Raw genomic sequence first — 22,610 nt, 5'->3', positions numbered from 1 at the left:
GACCGCGCACCACCCCCGACGAGAGGACGACATGCCCAAGCCCCCGCTGCCCGACGAGGTCCAGGAACTCCTGCGCAAGCCGAACCCCAGTGTGATCGTCTCGGTGCGCCCCGACGGCCAGCCGGTCTCGGTGCCGACCTGGTACCTCTGGGAGGACGGCCGGGTCCTGGTCAACATGGACAGGGCGCGCAAGCGCGTCGAGTACCTGCGCAAGGACCCGCGGGTGTCGATCTCGATCCTGTCCGAGGACGACTGGTACACCCACGTCAGCATCCAGGGCCACATCGTCGAGTGGGCCGACGACGACGATCTGACGATCATCGACCGGTGCTCGCAGCACTACACCGGCAAGCCCTACCCGATCCGTGACCGCGGCCGTGTGGCCGCGTGGATCGAGGTGGACCGCTGGCACGGCTGGGGCGCGGTCAAGGCCTCGGACGTCCCGGACAACGCGGGCTGACCGACCCTCATCCGGATCATCGCCGATCACCCGATCGGCACGCCCTCCGCCGTGGTTAGGGTTGCCTGGGTTCGGGGCGGGAGCCGTCCACGAGGATCTCCCGCCCCGGCCCGGACACGTCGCGACGGAGGTGTGAGTGACCCTCGCCCGTGGGCCCCGACCGGGCCCCGCCGGTGATCTGGCCTGGTTCGATCGGGGTCCCCTCGATCCGGGTCCCGAGGCCGTCCACGCCTCGGTGCTCGACACGATCGGGGCGACACCCCTGGTGGAGCTCGGACGGCTGTTCGACCGGCCGGGGGTGCAGGTCCTCGCCAAGCTCGAGCTGATGAACCCGGGCGGCAGCATGAAGGACCGCTCCGCCCGCTACATCGTGGCGAGCGGGATGGCCGACGGGTCGATCCCGCCCGGGAGCCGGCTGGTCGAGTCGAGCTCGGGCAACTTCGGGGTCGCCGTCGCGATGGCGGCGCAGCTGCACGGCCTGTCGTTCACCTGCGTCGTCGACCGCAACGCCAGCGCCGCCAACGTGACGATCATGCGAGGGCTCGGAGCGGACGTCGAGGTCGTCGACGAGCCCGACGAGGCCGGCGGGTACCTGCACACGCGCCTGGCACGGGTGCACGAGATCCTCGCGACCACCGCCGACACGGTCTGGATCAACCAGTACGCCAACGAGCGGAACTGGCTCGCGCACTACCACGGCACCGGCGCCGAGCTGGTCGACCAGCTCCTCGTCCCGCCGACCCACCTCGTCGGGGCGGTGTCGACGACGGGCAGCCTGCTGGGCTGCGCGCGCCGGCTGCGGGAGGTGTGCGACCCGCTGCAGGTCGTCGCCGCCGACGCCGTCGGCTCGGTGATCTTCGGGGGCCGGGGCGGGTGCCGGGAGCTGCCGGGCCTCGGGTCCAGCCGCGTGCCCGAGCTGCACTCCCCCGACGAGATCGACCGCGTCGAGCACGTCGACGACGCGACGGCGGCCGAGGCGTGCCGCGAGCTGCTGGCCACCGAGGCGATCTTCGCCGGAGGCTCCACCGGGGCCGTCGTCACCGCGGTGGCGCGCCTGCTGGACGACGTCGTGCCGCCCGCGCGCGTCGTCGCGATCTTCCCCGACCGCGGCGACCGGTACCTGGACCGCGTCTACGACGACGCCTGGCTCGACCGGGCGCGGGCGAGGCGGGTCGCCCTGTCACGGTGAGCGCGCGCCTCGTGATGCGCGACCTGCTCGACGCCGCGGTCGCCGAGGGCCTCGTGTCCGCCCCCCTGGTCTCGGGCCGGGTGCGTGTGCCGCTCTCGGACGGCCGGGAGCTCAGCTGGCCGGCCCGGCCGGGCGGGGTCCTGCAGGCCTCGCGGTCCGTCGACGGCCCGGTGCTGCTCGACGGCGTCCCGGTCGCGACGCCGTCCGCGGTCCTCCGGCTCCTGGCCCCCGACGCCCCGTACGTCGAGGCGGTGGCGCGGGACCTCGACACGGCCGTCGACCACGCCCTCGACCCGCCGTCCGGGGACCTCACCGAGAACGTGGGCGAGGTGCTCGCCGCCGTGCGCGGACGGCCCTTCCACCCCACGGCGCGGGCGGTGTCCGGGTGGGGTGCGGACGACCTCGCGCGCTGGGGACCGGGGCACACCGTCGCCGTCGACGCGGTCGCGGTCCGGTCGGACCACCTGCGACTCGGTTCCGGCGGCTTCCCGGACCTGCTCGACGCCCCGGACGGCTACCGGGCCCTCCCCGTGCACCCCTTCGACCGCGAGCACGTGCTGCCGGTCGCGTTCGCCGCCGAGATCGCCGACGGCATCGTCGTTCCGTTGGACCGCGGGGCCGGTGAGGGACGGGTGACATCGTCGCTGCGGACGCTCGACCTCGGCGGCGGCCGGCACCTCAAGCTGCCCCTCGGGGTGACGACGCTCGGGTCGGCCCGGCTGCTCGGGGCCCGCTCGCTGGACTTCGCGCAGCGTGGCGAGCGGGTGCTGCGCGACGTGCTGGCCGCGGACCCGGACCTCGCCGCCCGCGTCGCCGTCGCCGACGAGACCGCCTGGGCCGGCTTCGCCCGTCCCGACGGCTCCGACGAGCTCGACGACCGTCCCGGGCACCTCGCCGCGGCGCTGCGCGTGCTGCCGCCCGCGACCGGCTCCCGCCGGATGCCGCTCGCCGCGCTGGCCGCGTCCGCGTGGGACGGGCCGCTGGCGGCGCTCGGGGATCCGGAGGCGGTGTTCGGGGCGGTCGTGGACGCCGTCGTCGAGGTCGGGATCGGGTTCCTGCGTCACGGCGTGCTGCCCGAGATGCACGGGCAGAACGTGCTGCTGGACCTGAACGGCCGCTCGACGAGCCTCGTCCTGCGCGACCACGACGCCGTGCGCGTCCACCCCGGCCGGCTCACGGTGGCCGCGCCGGGCTACCGGTTCACGCCCGGCGGCACCCAGTCGCTGGTGCTCGACACCCCGGAGGAGCTGATCGGCTTCTTCGCGACCCTCGCCGTCGAGGTCGGGCTGGGCGGGGTGGTCGACGCGCTCGTCCGGCACACGGGCACGCCCGAGCCGCGCTGGTGGGCGACGATCCGACGCGCCATCGAGGGCGCCGTCGCCCGGACCGCCGACGCGGGAGTCCGGGGCACCCTGCAGGCGGTCCTGCTCGACGCCGACACCTGGCCCTACCGCACGGTGCTGCGCCCGCTGCTCGAGCGCGGGCCCTCGCCCGGCACGAGCATGCCCGCCGGCGTCACGCACGTCCCGAACCCGCTGCGCACGTGAGCGAAGTTCGGGGCTATAGCCCCGAACTTCGCTCACGGGTGGGTCAGCGCAGGCCGATCGTACGGAACATGGCGCTCGGGTCGTACTGCTCGCGAACCGCGGTGAGGCGCGCCAGGGTCTCCTCGTCCCACAGCGCCCCGAGCCGCCCTCCGGACGCGGGGCCCTGGAAGTTCGGCAGCCCGCCGATCGCCCAGGGCCGCAGGGCATCGACCACACCGCGGGCCGCGGCCGGGGCGATCCCCGCGATCGGCGGGAACATCGGCGCGAGCGCGTAGAGGGTGAACGCCGCATCGCGGCCGGCGACGGCGTCGAACGCCCGCTCGGGACCGCGCGCGATCGCCCCGCCGAGCTGCCGCAGCTCGGCCATGACCAGCGGCGTCCCGACCCCCGGCCCCGCGACGGCCAGCAGCGCGTCGACGGCCTCGGCGGGCAGCGCCGACAGCGTCGCCGACTCGTCCCAGATCGGCATCGGGTCGGTGGGGTCGGCGTGGATCGCGTCGATCGCCGCGAACGGCATCTCGTCGACCATGTCGGCGATCGGCTCCGCGACCGCCCGCATGGGTGCCAACAGCGCGGCCCCCTCCTCGGCCGACCCCAGGTGCGCGAACCGCAGGTGCACCACGAACCGGCCCTGCAGCGGCGGCGGCAGCGACGGGTCCGGAGGCAGGCGCAGAAGCGCGACCGAGCTCGAGGTGTCGGTGGGCAGCGTCGTGACCCACTCCCGCCACGCGTGCAGGAGCTCCGGGGACGCGGCGCCGGGGAAGAAGATCCCACCGCCGTAGAGCCGTGCCACGGGGTGCAGCGCGATCTCGATCTCGGTGACGACCCCGAAGCCGGTCTTGCCGCCGCACAGCGCGGCGAACAGCTCGGGCTCGCGCTCGGTGTCGACGTCGCGCTCCACGCCGTCGGCGGTGACGAGGCGGACACGGCGCACCTGGTCGGCGCCCGTCCCGAACGCCCGCGACAGCGGGCCGTGCCCGCCACCGAGGCTGAAGCCGACGACGCCGACCTTCGACGACGAGCCACAGATCGGGGCGAGGCCGTGCGGGGCGGCGGCCGCGATCACCTGGTGCCACTGCGCGCCGCCGCCGACGACGGCCGTGCGCGCCTCCGGGTCGACGCGGACGGTGTCGAGGTGGCGCGTCGAGACCAGCATCGAGCCGGCGAGGTCGGAGAGCAGCTGGTGACCGGTGGCCTGGACGGTGACCGGACGACCCGCGGCGCCCGCCCACCGGACGGCCTCGACGACGTCACTCGGACTGCGGGCCGCCACGACCAGATCGGGGCGTGGGGTCAGGGTCGTGACGAACGGGGCGACGGCCGCGGCGAAGGCGGGGTCATCGGGGAGCAGGGCCGACGTGGAGGAGGTGGGGGTGGAGGTGGAGGCGGTCACGGGATGTCCTTCCGGGGTGGGGTGTGGGGAGAGGGAGTCAGCGGCCGGCGGTGGCGTCGATCTCGACCGCCATGCCGGGCAGGGCGAGGCGCGCGACCTCGACGAGGGTCGCGGGCGGGGTGGCGTCGAGGGCCTCGAGCCGCTCGGTGATCGCGCCGTAGGCCGCGAGGGCGGCGTCCATGTCGGTCACGTGGACGACGAGGCGGCTGACGTCGCGCAGGTCCATGCCGCCGGCGGCGAGGAGGTCCTCCACGTTGGCCATGGCGAGCGCCATCTGCGACGTCATGTCCCCGACGTGCAGGAGCGTTCCGTCCACGTCGAGCGAGCCCTGACCAGCAACGGTGAGTAACTGCTGCGGTGCCGGGCGGAGTTGGGCCTGGTCGTAGCGGAAGGGTGCGTTCCAGGTCGTCGGGTTGATCCGCTGCGGGGCGAGGAGCTGGGGGTTCGGCATGACCAGGAGCGTGCGCCGGCGGGACACGCCCACCCATCCCAGCCTCCTGGTGTCCTGCCCTCCCAGGAATCTGGGATACCTCGTCCGGCCCAGCCGCTACTACGCTGGGTGATGTGGCTGTCATGAGGGCCGAGCGGGTGCGTGATCAGATCGACGGGCTGGCCGCGGCGGGCCTGGACTGGACGACCTTCGGCGCGGCCGCGATCGAGACGCTGCGGCGGGCGCTCCCGTTCTCGGCGGCGTGCCTCGCGACGCTCGACCCTGCCAACGAGCTCGTCACCGCGACGGTCAAGTGGGGCGACGTCGACGACGACCACGATCTGCAGTGGTCGTACTACGAGTACGAGGTCGACGACGTCTACGACTTCCGGGCGGTGACGCGGCGGCCCGGCGCCGTGACGGCGCTCGGCACCGAGACCGGCGGCGACCTCGCGCGCTCGCGTCGGTGGGCGGAGATGTTCTCCCCGCTCTGGGACTACTCCGACGAGCTGCGCGCCGGCCTGGCGGCCGACGGGGCGACGTGGGGCGGGATCGCGCTCTTCCACCAGGGCGGGCGCACCTTCACCCCCGCCGAGCAGGAGTTCGTCAGCTCCGTGGCGGGCGGGTTCGCCCGGGGCCTGCGGGCCGGGCTCGTCGCCGGCGCGGTCGACCTCGCGGCCGCCGGGGACGGCGACGGTCCGGCGGTGCTCGTGGTCGGTGCCGACGACGAGGTCGTGTCGGCGAACGCCGGCGCCGAGGCCCGGATCTCCGAGCTCGGCGGCGGGACGCTCGGGGAGGCGCCGCTGCCGCAGATCGTGTGCGCCATCGTCGGCGCCGCCCGGAGGCGCGCGCTCGACCCGACGGCGCCGCCGCCGCGGGCGCGCCTGCGGTCGCGGTCCGGGCGCTGGCTGGTCGCGCACGCCTCCCCGTTGGTCGGACGGGGTGACCGCGGCACCGACGTCGTCGTCACCCTCGAGGACGCGCGTCCGCCCGAGGTGATCCCCCTGATCGTCGCGTCCTACGGCCTCACCGACCGCGAGCGCGACGTCGTCGGCCTCGTCCTCGCGGGCGTCGACACCGCCGACGTCGCGCAGCGGCTGCACCTGTCGGCCTACACCGTCCAGGACCACCTCAAGAAGATCTTCGCGAAGGTCGGCGTCCGCAGCAGGCGGGAGCTCGTCGCGCGCATCTACACCGATCACTACGTCCCGCGGCTGGTCGGGGGCGGCGGGCTCGCCCCCTCGGGATGGTTCGCGGGCTGATCCCGGCGTTCGGTGTCCCGGAGGGCGCCCGCGCGGTAGATTCGAGCTGACCACCCGGTGCGCAGCGCCGGAAGTCGCATCCGGGAACGACGATCGGCGCGTGTACCCCCTCGGATTCGATCCACCGTGATCCGAACCGCCGGGAGCTCCCGATGTCCGACAAGTCCCCTCGCCAGTCCTCCTCGAAGAAGTCCGACAAGAGCCTCAAGGAGAAGCGGGCGATCAAGAAGGCGAAGAAGTCCGACGACGAGGGCTCGGCCTTCCCGACGCGTTAGTTCGCCTGCCGCTGCCCGTCGATCTTCCAGATGCCGTCGGCGAAGGCCAGCCGGAACACCGTGCGCTCGTCGACCTCCCGGCCGTCGGCGTAGCGGTAGGTCACGGTGGCGTCGACCTCGTCGCCGCCCGCGGGCGACACCCCGCGGACCGTGACCTGTTGGATGGTCGCCCAGAAGCTGCGGTAGTTCTCGAACCCACCCGCGGTCGAGGACTGGAACGAGGGCGTCAGGCGCTGCCAGCCCTCGTCCAGCCGGTTGGGCAGCAGGCCGTAGTAGTCGATGATCGCCTGCTGGCGCGCCTGGTCCTCCGGCCCGCCGGCGAGCGCACCGTCGCTCCCCGCTCCTGCCTCCGAGGTCGTCGCGTTGCCGTCGCCGGCCTCCGGCGACGCCGTGCTCCCCGGGACCGAGGCCCCCGGTCGGCTGCCCGGCGTCCCGAGCAGGGCGGCGAGCACGACGGCGACGAGCACCACGAGGACCGCCGCCACCGCGACGACCCACGGCCAGCGCCGGCGCCGTCCGCCGTCCTCCGGGGGGCCGTCCTCGCGGTCCTGCGTCGCGACCGGTGCCGTGGTCGCGGGCCGCGTCGAGGGCCGCGTCGAGGGCGGGATGTCGGCGGGCTCCGTCGCCACGACCCCGTCCGGCACCACCCCCGCGGTCGCACGCCCACCGGGGCCGGACGGCTGGGGGACCCCCGTCGACGGGGCAGGCGGGACGGGCGGGGGCGCGGGCGGCCCGGACCCCGGCCCCGGACCCGGCCCCGGGGGCGGCGGAGCCTCGGGACGGACGAAGAACGGCGTGACCGGCCCCTCCTCGGTGCCGGCCTCGGCGGCGACGAGCCGGGCGAGGTCGCCGCGCACGCGGTGCATTCCCGGGCGGCTCGCGGGGTCGGGCTGCAGCAGGTGCTCGAGCAGCGGGGTGATCGGGCCCCGCGGGGACGGCGGGGCGTACTCGCCGGAGGCGACGCGGTGCAGGACGGCGAGGGGATTGTCCCCCGTGCCGAAGGGCGGCACGCCCTCGAGCGCGGTGTAGAGCGTCGAGCCCAGCGAGTAGACGTCCGAGCGGAAGTCGGCCGTCCCGCCCCGCGCGACCTCCGGGGCGAGGTAGGCCGGGGTGCCCGCCATCATCCCGGTCGAGGTGATGGTGACGTCGTCGACGGCGCGGGCGATGCCGAAGTCGGTGACCTTGGCCAGGCCGTCGTCGCCGAGCAGGACGTTGCCGGGCTTGATGTCGCGGTGCACCATCCCGGCCTCGTGGGCCGCGGCGAGGGCGTCGGCCACCTGGCGCCCGATGTGCGCGACGTGCTCGGGGTCCAGCGGCCCGTCGGCGACCAGGACCTCGGCGAGGCTGCGCGAGGCCAGGTACTCCATGACCAGCCACGGCTGCCCGTCGTGCTCGACGACGTCGTAGACCGCGATCGCGTGCGGATGGTGCAGGCGGGCGATCATCCGGGCCTCGCGGAACACCCGGCGGTGAGCCTGGTCGCGGGCCTGCTCGTCGGCCCCCGCGGGCAGCGACACCTGTTTGAGGGCCACCTCCCGCTGCAGGCGCTCGTCCTCGGCCCGCCACACGACGCCCATGGCGCCCTGCCCGACGCGCGTCCGGACGCGGTAGCGCTCGGCGATCAGCTCGCCCTCGTCCGCCACCCGCCACCCCTCGCGTCGGTCCACCGTCGGTGCGAGGAGTCTGCCCGAGACCGGCCGGGATCATGTGGGGGACGTCGGTTCAGAGCACGGGGAGCCGGAAACCACCGGTCATGAGCTCGTAGCTCATCTCGTGGACGTCCTGGGTGGTGACGAGCTCGATGCCCCGGCGCGCGGCCTCCGCGCGCGCGGCACCGAAGGTCTTCTCGGAGTCCTCGTGGGAGCGGCCCCGCGTCCAGTAACGGATGGCGTGGCAGTGGCTGCGTCCCAGTCCCCGGCCGAGGCGCAGGGTCTCGCGGATGGCCTTGACGACGTGCCCCTCCCCCGCGACCCACGCGGCGGCGCCGTCCGGGACGGGCCGGGCGCGCACGACATCGACGAGCGTCTCGCCCCGCGCGCGGTGCACCCAGCGCACCGGGCGGGCGAGCTCCTGCTCGTCGAGGGCGTCCTCCACCTCGATCGCCGTGTGCACGAGCGCGTGCTTCGGCAGCCACTCGAGCAGGGCGGCGATCGCGGGCAGGGCCGCCTCGTCGCCCGCCAGCAGGACCTCCGTGGCGTCGGCGGGCGGGGTCCACCCGCCTCCGGGCCCGACGATGCCGGCGGGGTCGCCGGGACGGGCGGCGGTGGCCCAGCGGCCGGCGGCGGAGTCGCCGTGCAGCGCGATGTCGATCGTCATCTCACCCCGGACCCCGTCGAGCGAGCGCACGGTCATGCTGCGGGCGTAGGGACGGTCGTGGTCGTCGGGCCAGCTCAGGCCGTGCGGTCCGGGGGTCGGCAGGACCACCGGCGCGCCGGGCTCGGCGAACAGCAGGCGGACGTGCGCGGCGGGCGGGACGGCGTCGAGCGCGCGGAGGCCAGGGCTGCCGGAACCACCGAGCGTCACGCGCTGCATGCGCGGAGTGAGTCGTTCGGAGGCCACGACCTCCAGGAGCGGCAGCACCGCCATCCGCGCCACGCGACTCCCCTCCCTCACCCGAATGCGAGGAAGGCTAGCCTCACTTCATCCCTGCGTGCCACCCCGCCCCGCGATCGGGGCGCCGAGCGGGAAAACCCCCGCGCCGGGCGGGACCGGTCGCATGATCGAGGTGGATTTCCTGACGTTGAACGTCAGCGTGGCCCCTGGGCTGACAACCCCCGCCGACGTCAGAGCCCGAACACCTTCCGGGCCGTCTCGCCGAGGATGTTGCGCTTGGCGTGGTCGTCGAGGAACGGCAGGGACGCGATGCGCCCGGGCACGTCGAAGTCCCAGTGCGGCCAGTCCGAGGAGTACATCAGCGAGTTCGGCGCGTCGATCGCCCGCAGCGTGGACTCGAGCAGGGCGTCGTCGGTCCACTCCATGGGCTGCGAGGTGTAGAACATCTCGCGCATGTAGTGCGACGGCGGCTTCGTCAGCAGCGGGGCGTCGGACTGGCGCATGTAGTACTCGTGGTCGAGCCGCTGCATCATGAACGGCACCCACGCGAGGCCGCTCTCGATCCAGATCGTCTTGAGCCCCGGGAACCGCTCGGGGATCCCGTTGATGACCCAGTTGGTCATGTGGGTCATGTTGCAGGTCACGAAGCTCATGGCGTGCGCCGAGAGGAACTTGTTCATCGTCGACGTCATCGAGTCGGCCTGGTTCGGCCCGGCGTGGAACCCGATCGGCAGGCCGCGCTCCTCGAGCATCCGGTAGAGCGGCATGTAGGCGTTGCGGTGCACGCCCGCGTGGCGCTGGCTCGTGACGAGGAAGCCGATGACGCCCGGATGATCGGCGAACTCCTCGACCGTGGCCAGGCACGCGTCGGGGTCCTCGAACGGGAGGCCCAGCATGGTCTTGATGCGAGGCTCGCGCGGGAGGACCTCCGCGGTGAACCAGCGGTTGTAGGCCTGCAGCAGCGCGGTGGCGATCTGCGGCTGCGGGTGCAGGCCGGTCTCGAGCATCGGCTGCGGGAACACGATCTGGACGTCGATCGACATCGCGTCCATCGCCCGGCGCACGAGGGTCACGTCGCGGTGTGCGCCGTTGTCGGTGCCGGGGGTCTCCTCGCCCAGCGCGGCCTGGTGCGGGATGCGCCCGGAGACGTCCTGCATCGTCAGGCCCGGCGAGTGGTTGTGGAGGGCCAGCCGCGCCGCGTTCGGCCAGTTCTTCATCATCTGCTCGGCCGTGTCCCGCAGGACGGGGCTGTCGAGGTACTTCAGGATCTCCGGCCACGAGTCCAGCTCCACGTGGTGGGAGTCGACGTCGACGATGAAGTACTCGTCGAGCGCGTAGCGCTCGGTGTCCCGGGCGGCGTTCGCGAGGATCTCGCGGCTGTCGGTGTGGGTGGTGATCTCCTGCGTGGGCAGGCGACGCACCTCGTCGTCGATGGTCATGACGTGCTCCTCGAGAACCACAGGGCGAGGTCGAAGGGGTTGAGGTCGTGCGCCCGCAGGGCCGCGGTGGCGAGCACGACGGACTCGGTGGGCGTCAGGTCCGTCCCGGTCGGCGGGAGCGCGCCCTCCTCGGCCGCGACGGCGTAGAGGCGTCCCGCGACCGCGACCAGGCGGCGGGCGACGTCGGGGTCCAGCGCGGCGATCGCCCCGTCACCGAGCCCGGCGTCGACCTCCGTGCCGAGCTCGTCGACGAGGCCGGCGATGCGGGCGGCCCGCTCAGACGGTGACACGGATCCGCCCGCCCTCCTCGTCGACCGACACCCCGCGCAGCGCGTAGTCCGGCCGGCCGGGATGGCGCCCGGTGGTGACGTCGTACTCGAAGCCGTGCCAGGGGCAGACGATGTGCATCGTCGTCTCGTCGAACACCGTGCCGAGGCTGCGCTGCTGGTCGTCGAGCCGCTCGCGCACCCGGGAGACGATGCGGCCCTGGCAGGCGGGACCGCCCTGGTGGGCACACCGGTTCTCGTAGGCGTAGAGCGTGCCGCCGAAGCGGAAGACGCCGATGGTCACCGCGTCGGGTCCCCCGCCGAGCGTGACGACGAGGCGGCCGCGCTCGGCGACCTCGTCGGACGCCCCGACGTCGTAGGTGCGGGCCGGCGGGGCCGGATCGCCTCCGGGGCCGGCCGCCGAGCCGTCGAGCGTGGTGGTCATGGGACCACGGTGCGCCGCGCCACATCCCTTGTAAAGTTCAGGTATGTGGGCTGATACATGAGTAATCCTGCGTATTCGCTCCGGCAGCTCGCGTACTTCGTCGCGGTCGCCGAGGCGGGCACGCTGGCCGGGGCGTCGGCGACGCTGCACGTCTCCGCCTCGGCCCTCTCGCTCGCCCTCGACGAGCTCGAGCGGGCCCTCGACGCCCAGCTCACCGTGCGCCGCCGCGCCCACGGCATCCGCCTCACCCCGGCCGGCCAGGAGACGCTGCGTCGGGCGCGGCGCCTGCTGCGCGAGGCCGACGAGCTCGCCGACGCCGCCGGCGGCGATCCGGGCGAGGTGGCCGGCACCGTGCGCGTCGGCTGCTACACCACGCTCGCCCCGGGAATCCTCCCGGCGACGATCGGTCGGTTCACCGCGCGGCATCCGCGGGCGCGCGTCGAGTTCGTCGAGGGGTCGCAGGACGTCCTGCAGCGGGGCCTGCTCGACGGCGAGCTCGACGTCGCCGTGCTCTACGACCACCGTCTCGACCCCGTCCTCGAGCTCACCCCCCTGTCGTCCAACACGCCCCACCTCGTGCTCCCGCGGGACCACCGGCTGGTGCACGGGTCGGCGCCCGTCGCCCTCGCCGACCTCGTCGACGAGCCGATGGTGCTGCTGGACCTGCCGCCGAGCTCCGAGCACGCGCTCGGCGTGTGTCTGGCCGCCGGGCTGTCGCCGCGCATCCGCTACCGCACCTCGAACGCCGAGACCGCCCGGGCGCTCGTCGGGCAGGGGCTGGGGTTCACGGTGCTGGCCCAGGCCGAGCCGGGCGGTCGCGACGAGGTGGCCGCGGTCCCGATCGCCGAGGACCCTTCGCCGCTGCCGATCGTGATGGGGTGGTCGGGGCACGTGGCACCGACAGCGACCGCCCGGGCGTTCGCGGACGCGGCGCGATCGGCGTGAGGGTTGCCCGAGGGTTTCGGAGGCCCCCTCGCGGCGGAACAGACAGCGTGGGACGGGCAGCGTGGAACAGCAGGGCGAAGAGCACGGCGTGCGACGAGACTGGAGGGCCACCGGTGGCGGAGCTGTGGGACGACGACTACATCCCGGCACACCTGCGTGACGACCTGACCGACGAGCCGCCGCCCTGGCCGCCGCACGAGATCGTGCCGGGCATCTGGCAGTCGGGCAGCCCGGAGCCGGGCGAGCGCTGGGACGCCGTCTTCGACCTGCACGGCAGCGCCCCGCCGCTCGAGGACGTCGAGTTCTACGTGCACTGGCTGATCGAGGACGGGCCGGCGCCGGACTTCACGACGCTGCGGAGCCTCGCCGACCTCGTCGACGACCTGCGCCAGGACGGCAAGCGTGTCCTCGTCCACTGCGCGGCCGGCATCAACCGGTCCGGGCTGCTCTCGGCCGCCGCGCTCATCCGGGGCGGCTACGACGCCGAGGAGGCCATCGCCCTGGTCCGCGAGGCCCGCACCGGCGCGCTGAACAACGTCAATTTCGTGGATCTGCTCCACGACTCGCGATGGGAGCCGCGCTCGTCGGGCTGAGGGCGGTGAGCTCGTCGAACAGCGCCAGGAGCTCGCCGACGTCGGTGGGGCCGAGGCGCTGCTGGTGGCCGATGAGCACGGCGAGGGTGAGGTCGGCGAGCCGCTCCGCGCGCTCGGCTTCGACCTCCGCCCCGACCAGCGCCTCCGCGACGACGCGCCGGCGCTGCTCGTCGACGCGCGCCTGCACGACGGCCACCCGCTCGTCGCCGTGCGCCCAGGCGCGGATCGCGGTCTCGGCCTCGTGCGGGAACGTCAGCGCGAGGTGCTTGAGGACGTCCAGGCGTCCCTCGGGGTCGGGCTCGCGCGCGGCCAGCTCGGCGAGTCGTCGGGTGTCGACGGTCTCCCAGTGCTCGAGCAGGGCGTCGACGAAGCCGTCCCAGCCGCCGAAGTGGTGGTAGAAGGACCCGCTGGTCACCCCCACGTCGCGGCACAGCGTCGCGAGCCGCAGACCCGAGCGACCGTCCCGTGCCAGCAGCGTCATCGCCGCGGCGAAGAAGCCGTCGCGGTTGGTCACCGTCACGTCCCCACCCCCTTGCCGCCGGAACGTAGCAGCTTCTATGTTCTCCGGCAGTCGAAGATAATCGCCCTTACGTTCCTGGGGGACGCGCCGTGGACCGCTTCGCCTGGCTGCGCCACATCGCCGCGCTCGACCCCGCGCACCCCGTCGAGGCCGAGGAGATCCACAAGATCACCGCGGCGATCGAGTTCCCGTGGGACGTGCGGCAGGCGCTCGGGCTCGCGCTGTTCCGCACCTACGCGGTGCCGTCGGTGGGCGAGCTCCTGGCGCGCACCGGCGAGTTCACCGCGCACACGCAGAAGCGCTACGACGACACGGTCCTGTTGCTCGGCGCCACCGTCGACCGCGGCTTCGACGACCCCGACTCCCGTACCGCGATCCGGCGGATGAACCAGATGCACCGCCGCTACGGGATCAGCAACGACGACATGCTCTACGTGCTGTCGACCTTCGTCGTCACCCCGTTGCGCTGGCTCGACGAGTTCGGTTGGCGGCGCCTGCACCCGCACGAGCGCCAGGCCGCCGTGACCCACTACCGCGCGCTCGGCCGGCGCATGGGCATCCGCGACATGCCGCAGGACGAGGCGGGCTTCGCGGCGCTCATGGACGACGTCGAGGCCGCGCGGTTCGCCCACACCGCCGGCGGGCGGGAGGTGGCCGACGCGACGCTCGCGCTGCTCGCGACGTTTCCCCCCTTCTCGGCGCTCCCGGCCGCGCTCGTCCGTCGGTCCACCACCTGCCTCATGGACCCGCACCTGCTGCGCGCGCTGCACTACCCGGTGCCGACGCGGGCGGAGCGGGCCGCGACCCGGGCCGGCATGCGGGTGCGGGCCGCGGTCGAGCGCCGCATGGCTCCGCGCACGACCCCGATCACCGTCGACGACCTGCCGGAGGTGCGCTCCTATCCGGACGGCTTCGACCTCGCCCGCCTCGGCACCTTCGCGTCGACGGTCAGACCGTCGTCCGCCGCGGCAGATCCATCCCGTCGGTGAAGTGCTCGGCCGCCGCGCGCAGCCACATCTCGCGGCGCTCGTCGCCGTCGGGCACCGGGAAGCGCTCGCACGTGCGTGCCCGGCCGGCCGCCGGCGTCTCGGCCGGCCCCCAGACCTCGGCGAACTCGTAGGCGTGCGCCGTCGTCACGGCCTGCGCGACGACGACGGCGTCGTCGTGCGTCGCGCTCCACGCCAGGCTGTGCCAGCCCTCGACGTCGCGCCGGCGCCCCGGCGGCTCGGCCCACCCCCGGACCTCCCAGGCCAGGGCATCGTGCTCGTGGGGACGACGATCGGACAGGGGACGCTCGCTCACGGCGATCACGCTCCTCGCACGGACTCGGGCGGCAAGGGCGGCCCGGTCGGGTCCGACGGACCGGGTCGTCGTGGTCCGGAATACACCTCCCGGCCACCGCCGTCGAGTACGACGAACCGCACCCGCGGGGACACCCCGGGACGCCCGGGCACAACGTGATCAGGTCGCGCCACCCAGGTGGGTCCGGGCGTCGGCCAGGTCGACGACGTCGGCGTACTTCGCGTCGAGATCGGCGAGGTTCTGCTCGTGGAGCGCCGCGCTCCGGTCGGCGCAGGCGCCGGCGACGACGATCGGACGGAAGCCCGCGGCCGACGCGTCGGTGGCCGTGGCGCGCACGCAGCCCGACGTCGACACCCCGGCCACGACGACGGTGTCGACACCACGGGCCCGCAGGCTGGCGGCCAGCGACGTGCCCGCGAACGACGAGGCGTGCTGCTTGGCGACGACCGTCTCCCCCGGCCCGGGCGCGAGGGCGAGCTCGCCCCACCCGCCGGGCGCGCCGTCGGCGAAGCACGCGAGTGCGGGCACCTTCGCGGCGAAGAAGCCCGCGTCGCCCATGTCGGCGGCGAACCGCACGATCGTCCACAGCACCGGGTGGCCGCCGGCCCGGGCGGCGCCGACCAGCTCCGCGCAGCCGTCGACGACCGAGGGCGCGTCGAGCCAGAACGGGCCGTCGGGCTCGGTGTAGGCGCGGACGAGGTCCACGACGACCACCGCGGGCCGGGCGCCCCAGCCGACGCGGCCGGCGAAGCTCGATCCGTGCGGGTTGCTCACCGCTTGTTCCCTCCCCACCCCACCACCATCACCGCGCGGGCGTTGCCGATGTGGCTCGCCATCACCGCGGCCGCCCAGTCGCCGTCGCGGGCGCGCAGGGCCGCGACGATCTCGGCGTGGTGCGCGAGGCTCCGCGCGAGCGAGGCGGGGTCGTAGGTGTGGAAGGTCCGCGTCACCACCGGCGTGTGGACGACGCCGGCGAGCGCGGCGGCCAGCGCGGGCGCCTGCGCGAGGTCGAGCAGCCGCGCGTGGAACGCCCGGTTCAGCCCGACGAGCGCGTCGAGGTCCTGGTCCGGGCCCGGGGCGCCGATCCCGAGCATGCGCTCGGCCAGCGCGGCGAGATCGTCGAGGTCCTCGGGGGTGGCGTGGTCCGCGGCCCGAGCGGTGGCGCGCGGCTCGAGGGCGCGACGGACGTCGAAGATGGCGTCGAGGTCGTCGTGGGAGAACGACGTCACCCGGGCCCCGCGGTGCGCCGTCGTCTCGACGAGCCCCTCGGCGGCGAGCCGGGTCAGCGCCTCCCGGACGGGGGTGCGCGAGAGACCCAGACGCTCGGCGAGCTCGACCTCGCCGAGGTGGGCGCCGGCCGCGAGGTCGCCGGTCAGGATCGCCTCGCGCAGGTCGGCGAGCGCGCGCTCGGACGCGCGTCCCGCCCCTCGTTCCACCACCCTCGCCATGACCCTCCCCCTCGAAGTTGTACGCAACGTAGGGTGCGCAGCCGTCCGCGACAAGGCACGATCGCCACGCCCCGTCCCGTCGTTGTGCACAAGGAGCCGTGCCGTGGGAGATCTGCTCAGCCACCCCGGGAACCGCCGCGCCCTCCTGCGGGAGCTGCTCGGTTCCGGTCGCCCCGTCCTCGCCCCCGGCGCCTTCGACGCCCACTCGGCGCGCCTGGTCGAGCAGGCCGGCTTCGACGTCGTCTACATGACGGGCTTCGGCACCACCGCCTCGTTGCTCGGCCGGCCCGACGTCGGGCTGCTCGGCCAGGCCGAGATGGTCGACAACGCCCGCCGTCTCGCCGGGGCCGTCGACGTGCCGCTGGTGGCCGACGCCGACACCGGCTACGGCAACCCGATCAACGTCGTCCGCACCGTCCGCGAGTACGAGCAGGCGGGCGTCGCGGGCCTGCACCTCGAGGACCAGGTGATGCCCAAGCGCTGCGGGCACCTGGCGGGCAAGGTCGTCGTGCCCAGCGAGGACATGGAGGCGAAGATCCGGGCGGCCGTCGCGGCGCGCACCGACCCGGACCTCGTGATCATCGCGCGCACCGACGTCGCCGCCGTCGAGGGCCTCGACGCCGCGATCGACCGCGCCCGTCGCTTCGCCGACGCCGGCGCCGACGTGCTCTTCGTCGAGGCCCCGACGTCGGAGCAGGACATCGAGAAGGTCGCTACGGCGCTCGCCGGCCACCAGCTCGTCTTCAACTGGGCCGAGGGCGGGCGCACCCCGCCGCTGTCGTTGGAGCGGCTGACCGAGATGGGCTTCGCGCTCGTCCTGTTCCCCGTCTCGACGCTGCTGGCGGCGGACACGGCGATGCGCTCGGTGCTCGCGCGGCTGCGCGCCGACGGCACCCCCGCGGGCGTGCTCGACGAGATCGGCGGCCTCGACGGCTTCGCCGACCGCGAGGGCCTCGCCGAGATCCGGGAGATGGAGACGCGCTTCTCGAGCTGAGCGCGCGGCGACGGTGGGGAGCGAGGGACGCCCCGGCTGCGTCCTGCGCACCCGGGGTGACCCTCGCCCGGTCAGTCGGGCGCCGCTCCGCGGGTCGTCACGCCCCCGTCGCGACGCCAGACGTCGCCCTCGACGTGGTCGAGATCGAGGTCCGCGGCGGCCTGCAGGGCCGCGGGCGAGCGCGCCACCAGCAGCGCCATCCAGATCGGGTAGTGCTCCTGCTGGCGCAGCGCGACCTCGTGCTGGCCCGCGATGAGCATCCCGGGCTTCGGCGGGCGGCACCAGCAGCGCGCCTGGTCCGGCATGGTCGCGTCGGGGTGGTGGGTGCAGAGCACGACGTGGTCGAGGAGGTTGGCGACGCGTTCGCGCACCGTCCAGAGAGTGCGCACCGCGGTCTGCTCGTCGGTCTCGCCGAGCGCGACCCCACCCTGGTGGCTGAACCCGACGATCCGGCCGCCCGCGCCCTTCCACAGCCGCAGGCGCTCGACGGCGTCCGGGAAGACCTCGATGTCGAAGGGCCCCCGCCACGGCCGTCCGAGGTCCTCGGGCGTCTTGCGCAGCACGCCCTCGACCTCGACGAAGAGCATCGGCACCGCAGGCCGCGACGGCGGAGGGCTCATGGCCCGGCGATGCTAGTCCTCATCGCGCGCATTGCCTCGATCTCGCCGGACTGGGCGACGACGAGCGTCCGGGCGTACCGGCGCAGCGTGTCGTCGGTGCCGGTGGCGAGGTAGTCGCGGGCCATCATCAGGGCGCCGTCGTGGTGGCTGATCATGGTGTCGAGCCAGAGGCGCTCGAAGGCCGGGCCCCGCGACGACCGCAACGTCGCGAGCGTCGCCGGGTCGGCCATCCCGTGCATCATTCCGGGCATCATCCCGGCCGCCACCGGCGCGAGCCCCCGGGCGCGCATCAGCCCCTGCATCTGGCCGATCTCCTCGACCTGCTCGCGATCGATGCGCAGCGCGATCGCGTCGAGCCCCGGCGAGCCGTCCCGTCCCCCGACCATCGCCGTGAGCTCGAGGGCCTGCTCGTGGTGCGGGATCATCCCCGACAGGAACGCCGCGTCGGGATTCGGCGCGGGCGTGGCCACCGGCGCGTCGGCACACCCCGCCAGGACGAGGGCGAGCAGCACGGCGGCGAGCACACGGAGCATCGCGAGCGATCGTCGCGGACTCCGTGTGACGCCGCCGTGCGGGGTCAGGACCGCAGGGCGCGCCTCAGCAGCTTGCCGGTGACGGTCTTGGGGATCTCGTCCATGAGCTCGACCTGGCGCGGGTACTTGTAGGCCGACATCCGCTCCTTGCAGAACGCGATGAGCTCGTCCGGGTCGACCTCCTGCCCCGGGCGCACCGAGACGAACGCCTTCACGGTCTCGCCGCGGTACTCGTCGGGCACGCCGACGACCGCCGCCTCGCGGACCGCCGGGTGCTCGTAGAGCACGTCCTCGACCTCGCGGGGCCAGACCTTGTAGCCGCCCGCGTTGATCTGGTCCTTCTTGCGGTCGACGACGTAGAACCAGCCCTGGTCGTCCATGTAGCCCACGTCGCCGGTCTTGAGCTCGACCGAGCCGTCGGGAGCGCGCAGGGCGTTCTGCGTCTCCTCGGGCTTGTTCCAGTAGCCCGGCACCACCTGCGGGCCGCGGGTGACGATCTCGCCCACCTCGCCGACGTCGGCGTCGGTGCCGTCGTCGCGCACGATGCGCACGACGGTCGAGAACACCGGCACGCCGACCGAGAGCGCGCCCGACGCGGTGTCGACGGGTGCGTCGGCCTCGCGCGGCACGCCGTGCGAGGGCGAGCTCGTCTCGGTGAGCCCGTAGAAGTTGTGGATGTAGAGCCCGAACTGGTCGGAGAACGCCTTGATCGTCGACGGTGGGATCGGCGCGCCGCCGGAGTACAGCCGGGTCATCGACGCGAGGTCGTCGCGCTGGGCGCCAGGGGCGTTCATCAGCGCGATGAACACCGTGATCGAGCCGATCGAGAAGGTCGGCTTGTGCTCACGGATCGCGTCGAGCACCACCTGCGGCTCGAAACGGTAGGCGAGCACGAGCGGGATCGGGACGAGCAGGGCGATCGCGAGGTGGCCGATGACGCCCGTGATGTGGAACAGCGGGGCGACGCCGAGCACGGAGTCCTCCGGGCCGAGCTGGATCCAGTCCCGGTAGGTACGCGCGTTGAACACCACGTTGCGGTGGGTGTTCATCGCGCCCTTCGGAGGGCCGGTCGTCCCCGACGTGTAGCCCAGGAACGCGACGTCGTCGAGGCCGAGCTCCACCGGCTCGGGCCTGCGGTCCCCGACGGCGGCGAGCACCTCGGTGAGGTCCTCGGTGCCCTCGTGGCGCACGCGTTCGACCGACGCGAACAGCCGGGGGTCGTGGCGCGTCTGGTACTCCAGCGGCGAGGTCGTCCACGCGATGCGCAGCGACGGGATCGTCGGGACGACCTCGGCGGCGACCTGGCCGAAGAGGTCCTCCTCGGCGAGCAGCGCGGTGGCCTCGCAGTCGCCGAGCAGCGTCGTCAGCTCGCGGGTCCGGCTCATCGGGTTGATGGAGACGACGATGCCGCCGGCCTTCCACGTCCCGATCACGGCGATCAGCACCTGCGGGATGTTCTGCAGGTAGGTCGCGAGACGGTGGCCCTTCTCGAAGCCGCGGTCGGCGAGCGCGACCGCGAACTGGTCGGAGAGCCGGTCGAGCTCGCGCAGGGTCAGCGTGCCGTCGAAGTACCGGACGATCTCGGTGTCCGGCGAGCGCTCGAGCGCCGCCGAGAACATCGCCAGCGCGTTCGGGTACTCCGGCTCCACGTCGTGCGGGTAGTCGTCCCGGTAGCGCGGCAGCCAGGGTCGTTCATCGTAGATCCCCATCAGCGGATCACCACCGGATTGACCGGGGAGCCCGTCGCCTCGTGGATCTTCAGCGGGGCCGCGGTGTAGAGGAAGTCCCAGCGTCCGTCGGCGGCGCAGGCGTCGGCGAGGTCGTCCAGCCAGATGATCTCGGCGAGGCTGACGCCGAGGTTGCGCAGCAGCGACGCGTGCAGCGGCAGCAGCACCCCGGTCTCGGGGTTCGCCGTCACCTCGTTGGCGATGGTGTCGGTGACGAGGTTCGGGATCTCCTTGTTCTGGAACCACTCCACGAGCTCGCGCGAGTAGGTCAGCCCCGGCTCGATGAAGCCCTCGTAGAACTCCTCGGCGGGCGTCGCGTAGAAGTACTTCAGGAAGCCGGTGCGCACGAGCAGGATGTCGCGGTCCTCGATCGTCGTGCCCTGCTTCGCGGCGGCGTCCTCGAGGTCGGTATGGGTGAACGTCTCGCCCTTGTCCAGCCAGTCCTTGCCGCGGTGGCGCGCCATGTCGATCAGCACGCCGCGTCCGGCGACGCCCCGCTCCGCGATCGGGAGGATCGACGCCCAGCTCATGCCGCCGCCGTTGGTGGTGTCGGCCGAGCGCCCGTTCCAGAGCGTGTCGTCGTACCAGGCGTGGCCGAGCGCGTCGTACTGCGACGACCCCTGGAGGAAGATCTCCGCCTTGTCGTCGGTCGCGCGGATGCCGCCCGGGAAGCTCGGGCCGTTGCCCGACTCGAAGAGCTCCTGGTCCCACACCATCTCGCGCTTGATGCCCTCGCGGCCCGGGAAGACGGGGTCGCCGTGCGGGTGGCCCATGGGGCACTGGAGCGTGAAGACCTGACCGTCGCGCACGCTCGCCACGCCCCGGAGCACCTGGGCGGGGTCGAGGTAGTTCAGCGAGCCGACCTCGTCGTCCGAACCCCATTTCCCCCAGTTCTGAGGGGGGTTGTCGCCCAGCAGTTCCCGCATCGACGGGACGTCGGCCATATGTCTTCTCCTCTTCGAGAACGTGGTCACCACGCAGGTGATCCGGACCACCGTGCCCCCTCGGGCGAGGCCGGGACAAGGGGCCGGCACATCGGCCGTCGAGATCGACGAGGGGGCCGGGCGGGTCCCCCGTCCGTGATCGGCTCGTACGGTCCCCGGCGCTTCGACGAGGTTGCTGTGACGCACCACCTGGGGGACCGATGACGAACTCGCTGCTGCTGCCGGAGGAGACCGCCACCGCCGCCGGACGCGGCGTCTGCCCGCTGCGCTGCCCGGACTGCCGGGCCACGCCGACGTTCACCCCCACCCCCACCCAGCCCCTGCCCGGCGGGTGGTTCGGGGTCCTGCGCTGCGACTGCCACGTCGATCCCGTGCTCGACTCGATCCCGATCCTGCGGCGCGGTCACGTCGACGTGCAGGACCACGTCACCGGACGCACCGAGATCGAGGGCCCCGACCACGACACGCTCGTGGCGATGCTGGAGGCCGACCGCGGGCTCGACGCGCTGGTCGAGATGCTGACGTTCCCGCCGGCCGTGCCGTTCGGCCTCGCGCGGCACCGGGGTCTGCGCGTGCCGTTCACGCGCGGGCCGTGGCCGCGCCTGGCCCGCGAGGCCCGCCGCGGCGAGGTCGCGGAGATGCTGGCCGACGTCGGGGCGCTCACCGCCCAGGACTGGATGGAGCTGTGCTACGCGCGCTCGTCCGAGCAGATCGCCGGCGACATCTTCCCGTACTTCTTCGCCCGCTTCGGCCAGCCGCGCTACGTCGCCTCGATCGCGATGGCCCGCCACCTGCCGGTCGGCCGCGGCCCCGTGCTCGATCTGGCCTGCGGCTTCGGGCACCTCATGTACCACCTGGGCGCCCGCGACGAGGCCGTCGAGACGGTCGGGGTCGACCGCAACTTCTTCCAGCTCTGGGTGGGCCGCCGTTACATCGCCCCCGACCAGCGGTTCGTGTGCGCCGACCGCGTCGACGCCCTGCCCTTCGCCGACGACGCGTTCGCGGCGTCCCTGTGCTCCGACGCCTTCCATCTCTTCGACGCCCAGCAGGGCGCCGCGGACGAGATGCGCCGGGTCGCGGCCGACGACACGATCATCCTCGACCGGCTCGGCAACCGGCTCCTCGAGCCGTACGACAGCACCTTCGAGCGCTCCCCCGAGGGCTACGCCGACCTCGTCGGCGACGCCCCGGTGCGCCTCACCTCCGAGGACGAGCTGATCAGGGCCTACCGCGCCGGCCGGGGGCTGGACCTGACCGCGGAGTGCGACACCGCCGGGCTCGCCGAGCAGAAGTGGCTCTACCTCGTCAGCTCGCGCGACGACCGGGTCTTCGCCGACACCGACGAGATCGCCGGCACGCCGCACGGCGCCGGGTCGCTGCGGGTCAACCCGATCTTCCGCGTCGACCGCGAGGAGGGCGACGACGGGGCCGTGCACCTCGTCTTCGACTACCCCTCGGCCTGGTACGCCTTCGAGAACGCGGTCATGCGCACCTACACCTCGGCGGGCGAGCGCCTCGATCCCGACGCCTTCGAGGAGGTCGCGGCCGGGCGCCCCGTCCCGGAGACCCCGCGCCTGCTGCGCCGGTGGGTGGTGCTCGGCATGCCGCCGCGCTACGCCCGTCCGCCGGGCGAGGCACCGGCGATCGGGTCGGTCGTCCATGGCCTGTGGCGGGGTGCCATGGGCCGTCTGCGTCGGCGCCGGAGTTCCGATCGGGTGCGCTGAT

The 22,610-nt window shown here is 73.8% G+C and carries 25 protein-coding genes; 10 read left to right on the top strand and 15 right to left on the bottom strand.

Features of this window, described 5'->3' with window-relative positions:
* The first annotated feature begins 31 nt into the window (after positions 1-31).
* The 3 genes from PH189_RS06120 (at position 32) to PH189_RS06110 (ending at position 3,196) form a co-directional block, all read left to right on the top strand.
* A complete protein-coding gene (locus tag PH189_RS06120; RefSeq protein WP_274187868.1) occupies positions 32-460 on the top strand; it encodes a PPOX class F420-dependent oxidoreductase in 429 nt (142 codons plus the stop codon).
* 136 nt (positions 461-596) lie between these two features.
* Complete coding sequence (gene sbnA, locus PH189_RS06115; RefSeq protein ID WP_274187867.1) at positions 597-1,649, top strand: 2,3-diaminopropionate biosynthesis protein SbnA; 1,053 nt, start codon at positions 597-599, stop codon at positions 1,647-1,649.
* Entirely contained in the window at positions 1,646-3,196 is a 1,551-nt protein-coding gene (locus PH189_RS06110; protein WP_274187866.1) for an IucA/IucC family protein, read from the top strand. The genes sbnA and PH189_RS06110 overlap by 4 nt, the downstream gene beginning before the upstream one ends.
* A 43-nt stretch (positions 3,197-3,239) precedes the next feature.
* On the opposite strand, the gene PH189_RS06105 is transcribed toward PH189_RS06110, so the two are convergent.
* Both PH189_RS06105 and PH189_RS06100 read right to left on the bottom strand, forming a co-directional pair.
* Entirely contained in the window at positions 3,240-4,589 is a 1,350-nt protein-coding gene (locus PH189_RS06105) for an FAD-binding oxidoreductase (RefSeq protein WP_274187865.1), read from the bottom strand.
* Positions 4,590-4,626: 37 nt separating this feature from the next.
* On the bottom strand, positions 4,627-5,040 hold the full coding sequence (locus PH189_RS06100) for a RidA family protein (protein WP_274187864.1): 414 nt from the start codon (positions 5,038-5,040) through the stop codon (positions 4,627-4,629).
* Between the two features lie 122 nt (positions 5,041-5,162).
* On the opposite strand from PH189_RS06100, the gene PH189_RS06095 reads away from it, so the two are divergent.
* Together PH189_RS06095 and PH189_RS06090 are read left to right on the top strand one after the other, a co-directional pair.
* Complete coding sequence (locus tag PH189_RS06095) at positions 5,163-6,281, top strand: response regulator transcription factor (RefSeq protein WP_274188012.1); 1,119 nt, start codon at positions 5,163-5,165, stop codon at positions 6,279-6,281.
* A 152-nt stretch (positions 6,282-6,433) separates the two neighbouring features.
* Positions 6,434-6,556 (top strand): hypothetical protein, encoded by a 123-nt coding sequence (locus tag PH189_RS06090; RefSeq protein ID WP_274187863.1) that lies wholly within the window; start codon positions 6,434-6,436, stop codon positions 6,554-6,556.
* Here PH189_RS06090 and PH189_RS06085 read toward each other — a convergent pair.
* From PH189_RS06085 to PH189_RS06065, 5 genes are all read right to left on the bottom strand, one after another.
* Positions 6,553-8,223, bottom strand: coding sequence for a serine/threonine-protein kinase (locus PH189_RS06085; protein WP_274187862.1), 1,671 nt, complete (start codon positions 8,221-8,223; stop codon positions 6,553-6,555). The two genes, PH189_RS06090 and PH189_RS06085, sit on opposite strands and share 4 nt — an antisense overlap.
* A gap of 55 nt (positions 8,224-8,278) precedes the next feature.
* Positions 8,279-9,142 (bottom strand): siderophore-interacting protein, encoded by an 864-nt coding sequence (locus tag PH189_RS06080; RefSeq protein WP_274188011.1) that lies wholly within the window; start codon positions 9,140-9,142, stop codon positions 8,279-8,281.
* Between the two features lie 197 nt (positions 9,143-9,339).
* Entirely contained in the window at positions 9,340-10,548 is a 1,209-nt protein-coding gene (locus PH189_RS06075; RefSeq protein WP_274187861.1) for an amidohydrolase family protein, read from the bottom strand.
* Entirely contained in the window at positions 10,545-10,838 is a 294-nt protein-coding gene (locus PH189_RS06070) for a hypothetical protein (RefSeq protein WP_274187860.1), read from the bottom strand. Before PH189_RS06070 ends, PH189_RS06075 begins: the two co-directional genes overlap by 4 nt.
* Positions 10,825-11,259 (bottom strand): Rieske (2Fe-2S) protein, encoded by a 435-nt coding sequence (locus PH189_RS06065; protein ID WP_274187859.1) that lies wholly within the window; start codon positions 11,257-11,259, stop codon positions 10,825-10,827. The genes PH189_RS06070 and PH189_RS06065 overlap by 14 nt, the downstream gene beginning before the upstream one ends.
* A gap of 57 nt (positions 11,260-11,316) precedes the next feature.
* On the opposite strand from PH189_RS06065, the gene PH189_RS06060 reads away from it, so the two are divergent.
* Both PH189_RS06060 and PH189_RS06055 read left to right on the top strand, forming a co-directional pair.
* Positions 11,317-12,204 carry a LysR family transcriptional regulator gene (locus PH189_RS06060; RefSeq protein ID WP_274187858.1) on the top strand — a complete coding sequence of 296 codons (888 nt, stop codon included), beginning with the start codon at positions 11,317-11,319 and terminating at the stop codon, positions 12,202-12,204.
* Between the two features lie 113 nt (positions 12,205-12,317).
* Complete coding sequence (locus PH189_RS06055; RefSeq protein WP_274187857.1) at positions 12,318-12,797, top strand: protein-tyrosine phosphatase family protein; 480 nt, start codon at positions 12,318-12,320, stop codon at positions 12,795-12,797.
* Here PH189_RS06055 and PH189_RS06050 read toward each other — a convergent pair.
* On the bottom strand, positions 12,742-13,317 hold the full coding sequence (locus tag PH189_RS06050) for a TetR/AcrR family transcriptional regulator (protein WP_274187856.1): 576 nt from the start codon (positions 13,315-13,317) through the stop codon (positions 12,742-12,744). The two genes, PH189_RS06055 and PH189_RS06050, sit on opposite strands and share 56 nt — an antisense overlap.
* A gap of 89 nt (positions 13,318-13,406) precedes the next feature.
* Here PH189_RS06050 and PH189_RS06045 point away from each other — a divergent pair, with 89 nt between their 5' ends.
* Positions 13,407-14,306 (top strand): oxygenase MpaB family protein, encoded by a 900-nt coding sequence (locus PH189_RS06045; RefSeq protein ID WP_274187855.1) that lies wholly within the window; start codon positions 13,407-13,409, stop codon positions 14,304-14,306.
* Here the strand turns inward: PH189_RS06045 and PH189_RS06040 are convergent.
* The 3 genes from PH189_RS06040 to PH189_RS06030 form a co-directional block, all read right to left on the bottom strand.
* Positions 14,266-14,619, bottom strand: a complete 354-nt coding sequence (locus PH189_RS06040; RefSeq protein ID WP_274187854.1) for a hypothetical protein — start codon at positions 14,617-14,619, stop codon at positions 14,266-14,268. The genes PH189_RS06045 and PH189_RS06040 overlap by 41 nt on opposite strands.
* Before the next feature lie 159 nt (positions 14,620-14,778).
* Positions 14,779-15,393 carry an isochorismatase family protein gene (locus PH189_RS06035; RefSeq protein ID WP_274187853.1) on the bottom strand — a complete coding sequence of 205 codons (615 nt, stop codon included), beginning with the start codon at positions 15,391-15,393 and terminating at the stop codon, positions 14,779-14,781.
* Positions 15,390-16,067, bottom strand: a complete 678-nt coding sequence (locus tag PH189_RS06030; protein ID WP_274187852.1) for a GntR family transcriptional regulator — start codon at positions 16,065-16,067, stop codon at positions 15,390-15,392. Before PH189_RS06030 ends, PH189_RS06035 begins: the two co-directional genes overlap by 4 nt.
* 103 nt (positions 16,068-16,170) lie before the next feature.
* On the opposite strand from PH189_RS06030, the gene PH189_RS06025 reads away from it, so the two are divergent.
* Positions 16,171-17,061 (top strand): isocitrate lyase/PEP mutase family protein, encoded by an 891-nt coding sequence (locus tag PH189_RS06025; RefSeq protein WP_274187851.1) that lies wholly within the window; start codon positions 16,171-16,173, stop codon positions 17,059-17,061.
* 71 nt (positions 17,062-17,132) lie between these two features.
* On the opposite strand, the gene PH189_RS06020 is transcribed toward PH189_RS06025, so the two are convergent.
* Genes PH189_RS06020 through PH189_RS06005 form a run of 4 tightly spaced genes read right to left on the bottom strand, consistent with a single transcriptional unit; the run spans position 17,133 to position 20,936 of the window.
* On the bottom strand, positions 17,133-17,681 hold the full coding sequence (locus tag PH189_RS06020) for an HAD family hydrolase (protein WP_274187850.1): 549 nt from the start codon (positions 17,679-17,681) through the stop codon (positions 17,133-17,135).
* Complete coding sequence (locus PH189_RS06015; RefSeq protein ID WP_274187849.1) at positions 17,678-18,214, bottom strand: DUF305 domain-containing protein; 537 nt, start codon at positions 18,212-18,214, stop codon at positions 17,678-17,680. The genes PH189_RS06020 and PH189_RS06015 overlap by 4 nt, the downstream gene beginning before the upstream one ends.
* Positions 18,215-18,258: 44 nt before the next feature.
* Entirely contained in the window at positions 18,259-19,923 is a 1,665-nt protein-coding gene (locus PH189_RS06010) for a class I adenylate-forming enzyme family protein (RefSeq protein ID WP_274187848.1), read from the bottom strand.
* The gene (locus PH189_RS06005; protein WP_274187847.1) at positions 19,923-20,936 is read right to left on the bottom strand and encodes a cyclase family protein; all 1,014 of its coding nucleotides are present in this window, start codon (positions 20,934-20,936) and stop codon (positions 19,923-19,925) included. The genes PH189_RS06010 and PH189_RS06005 overlap by 1 nt, the downstream gene beginning before the upstream one ends.
* Positions 20,937-21,085: 149 nt before the next feature.
* On the opposite strand from PH189_RS06005, the gene PH189_RS06000 reads away from it, so the two are divergent.
* Positions 21,086-22,609, top strand: a complete 1,524-nt coding sequence (locus PH189_RS06000) for a class I SAM-dependent methyltransferase (RefSeq protein WP_274187846.1) — start codon at positions 21,086-21,088, stop codon at positions 22,607-22,609.
* The last annotated feature ends 1 nt before the right edge of the window (position 22,610 follow it).

The sequence above is a fragment of the Actinomycetospora chibensis genome (assembly GCF_028737215.1).
GTDB classification, from domain to species: domain Bacteria; phylum Actinomycetota; class Actinomycetes; order Mycobacteriales; family Pseudonocardiaceae; genus Actinomycetospora; species Actinomycetospora chibensis.
Note: the sequence above shows the minus strand (reverse complement) of the source record. Positions and strands in the feature narration are given on the sequence as shown.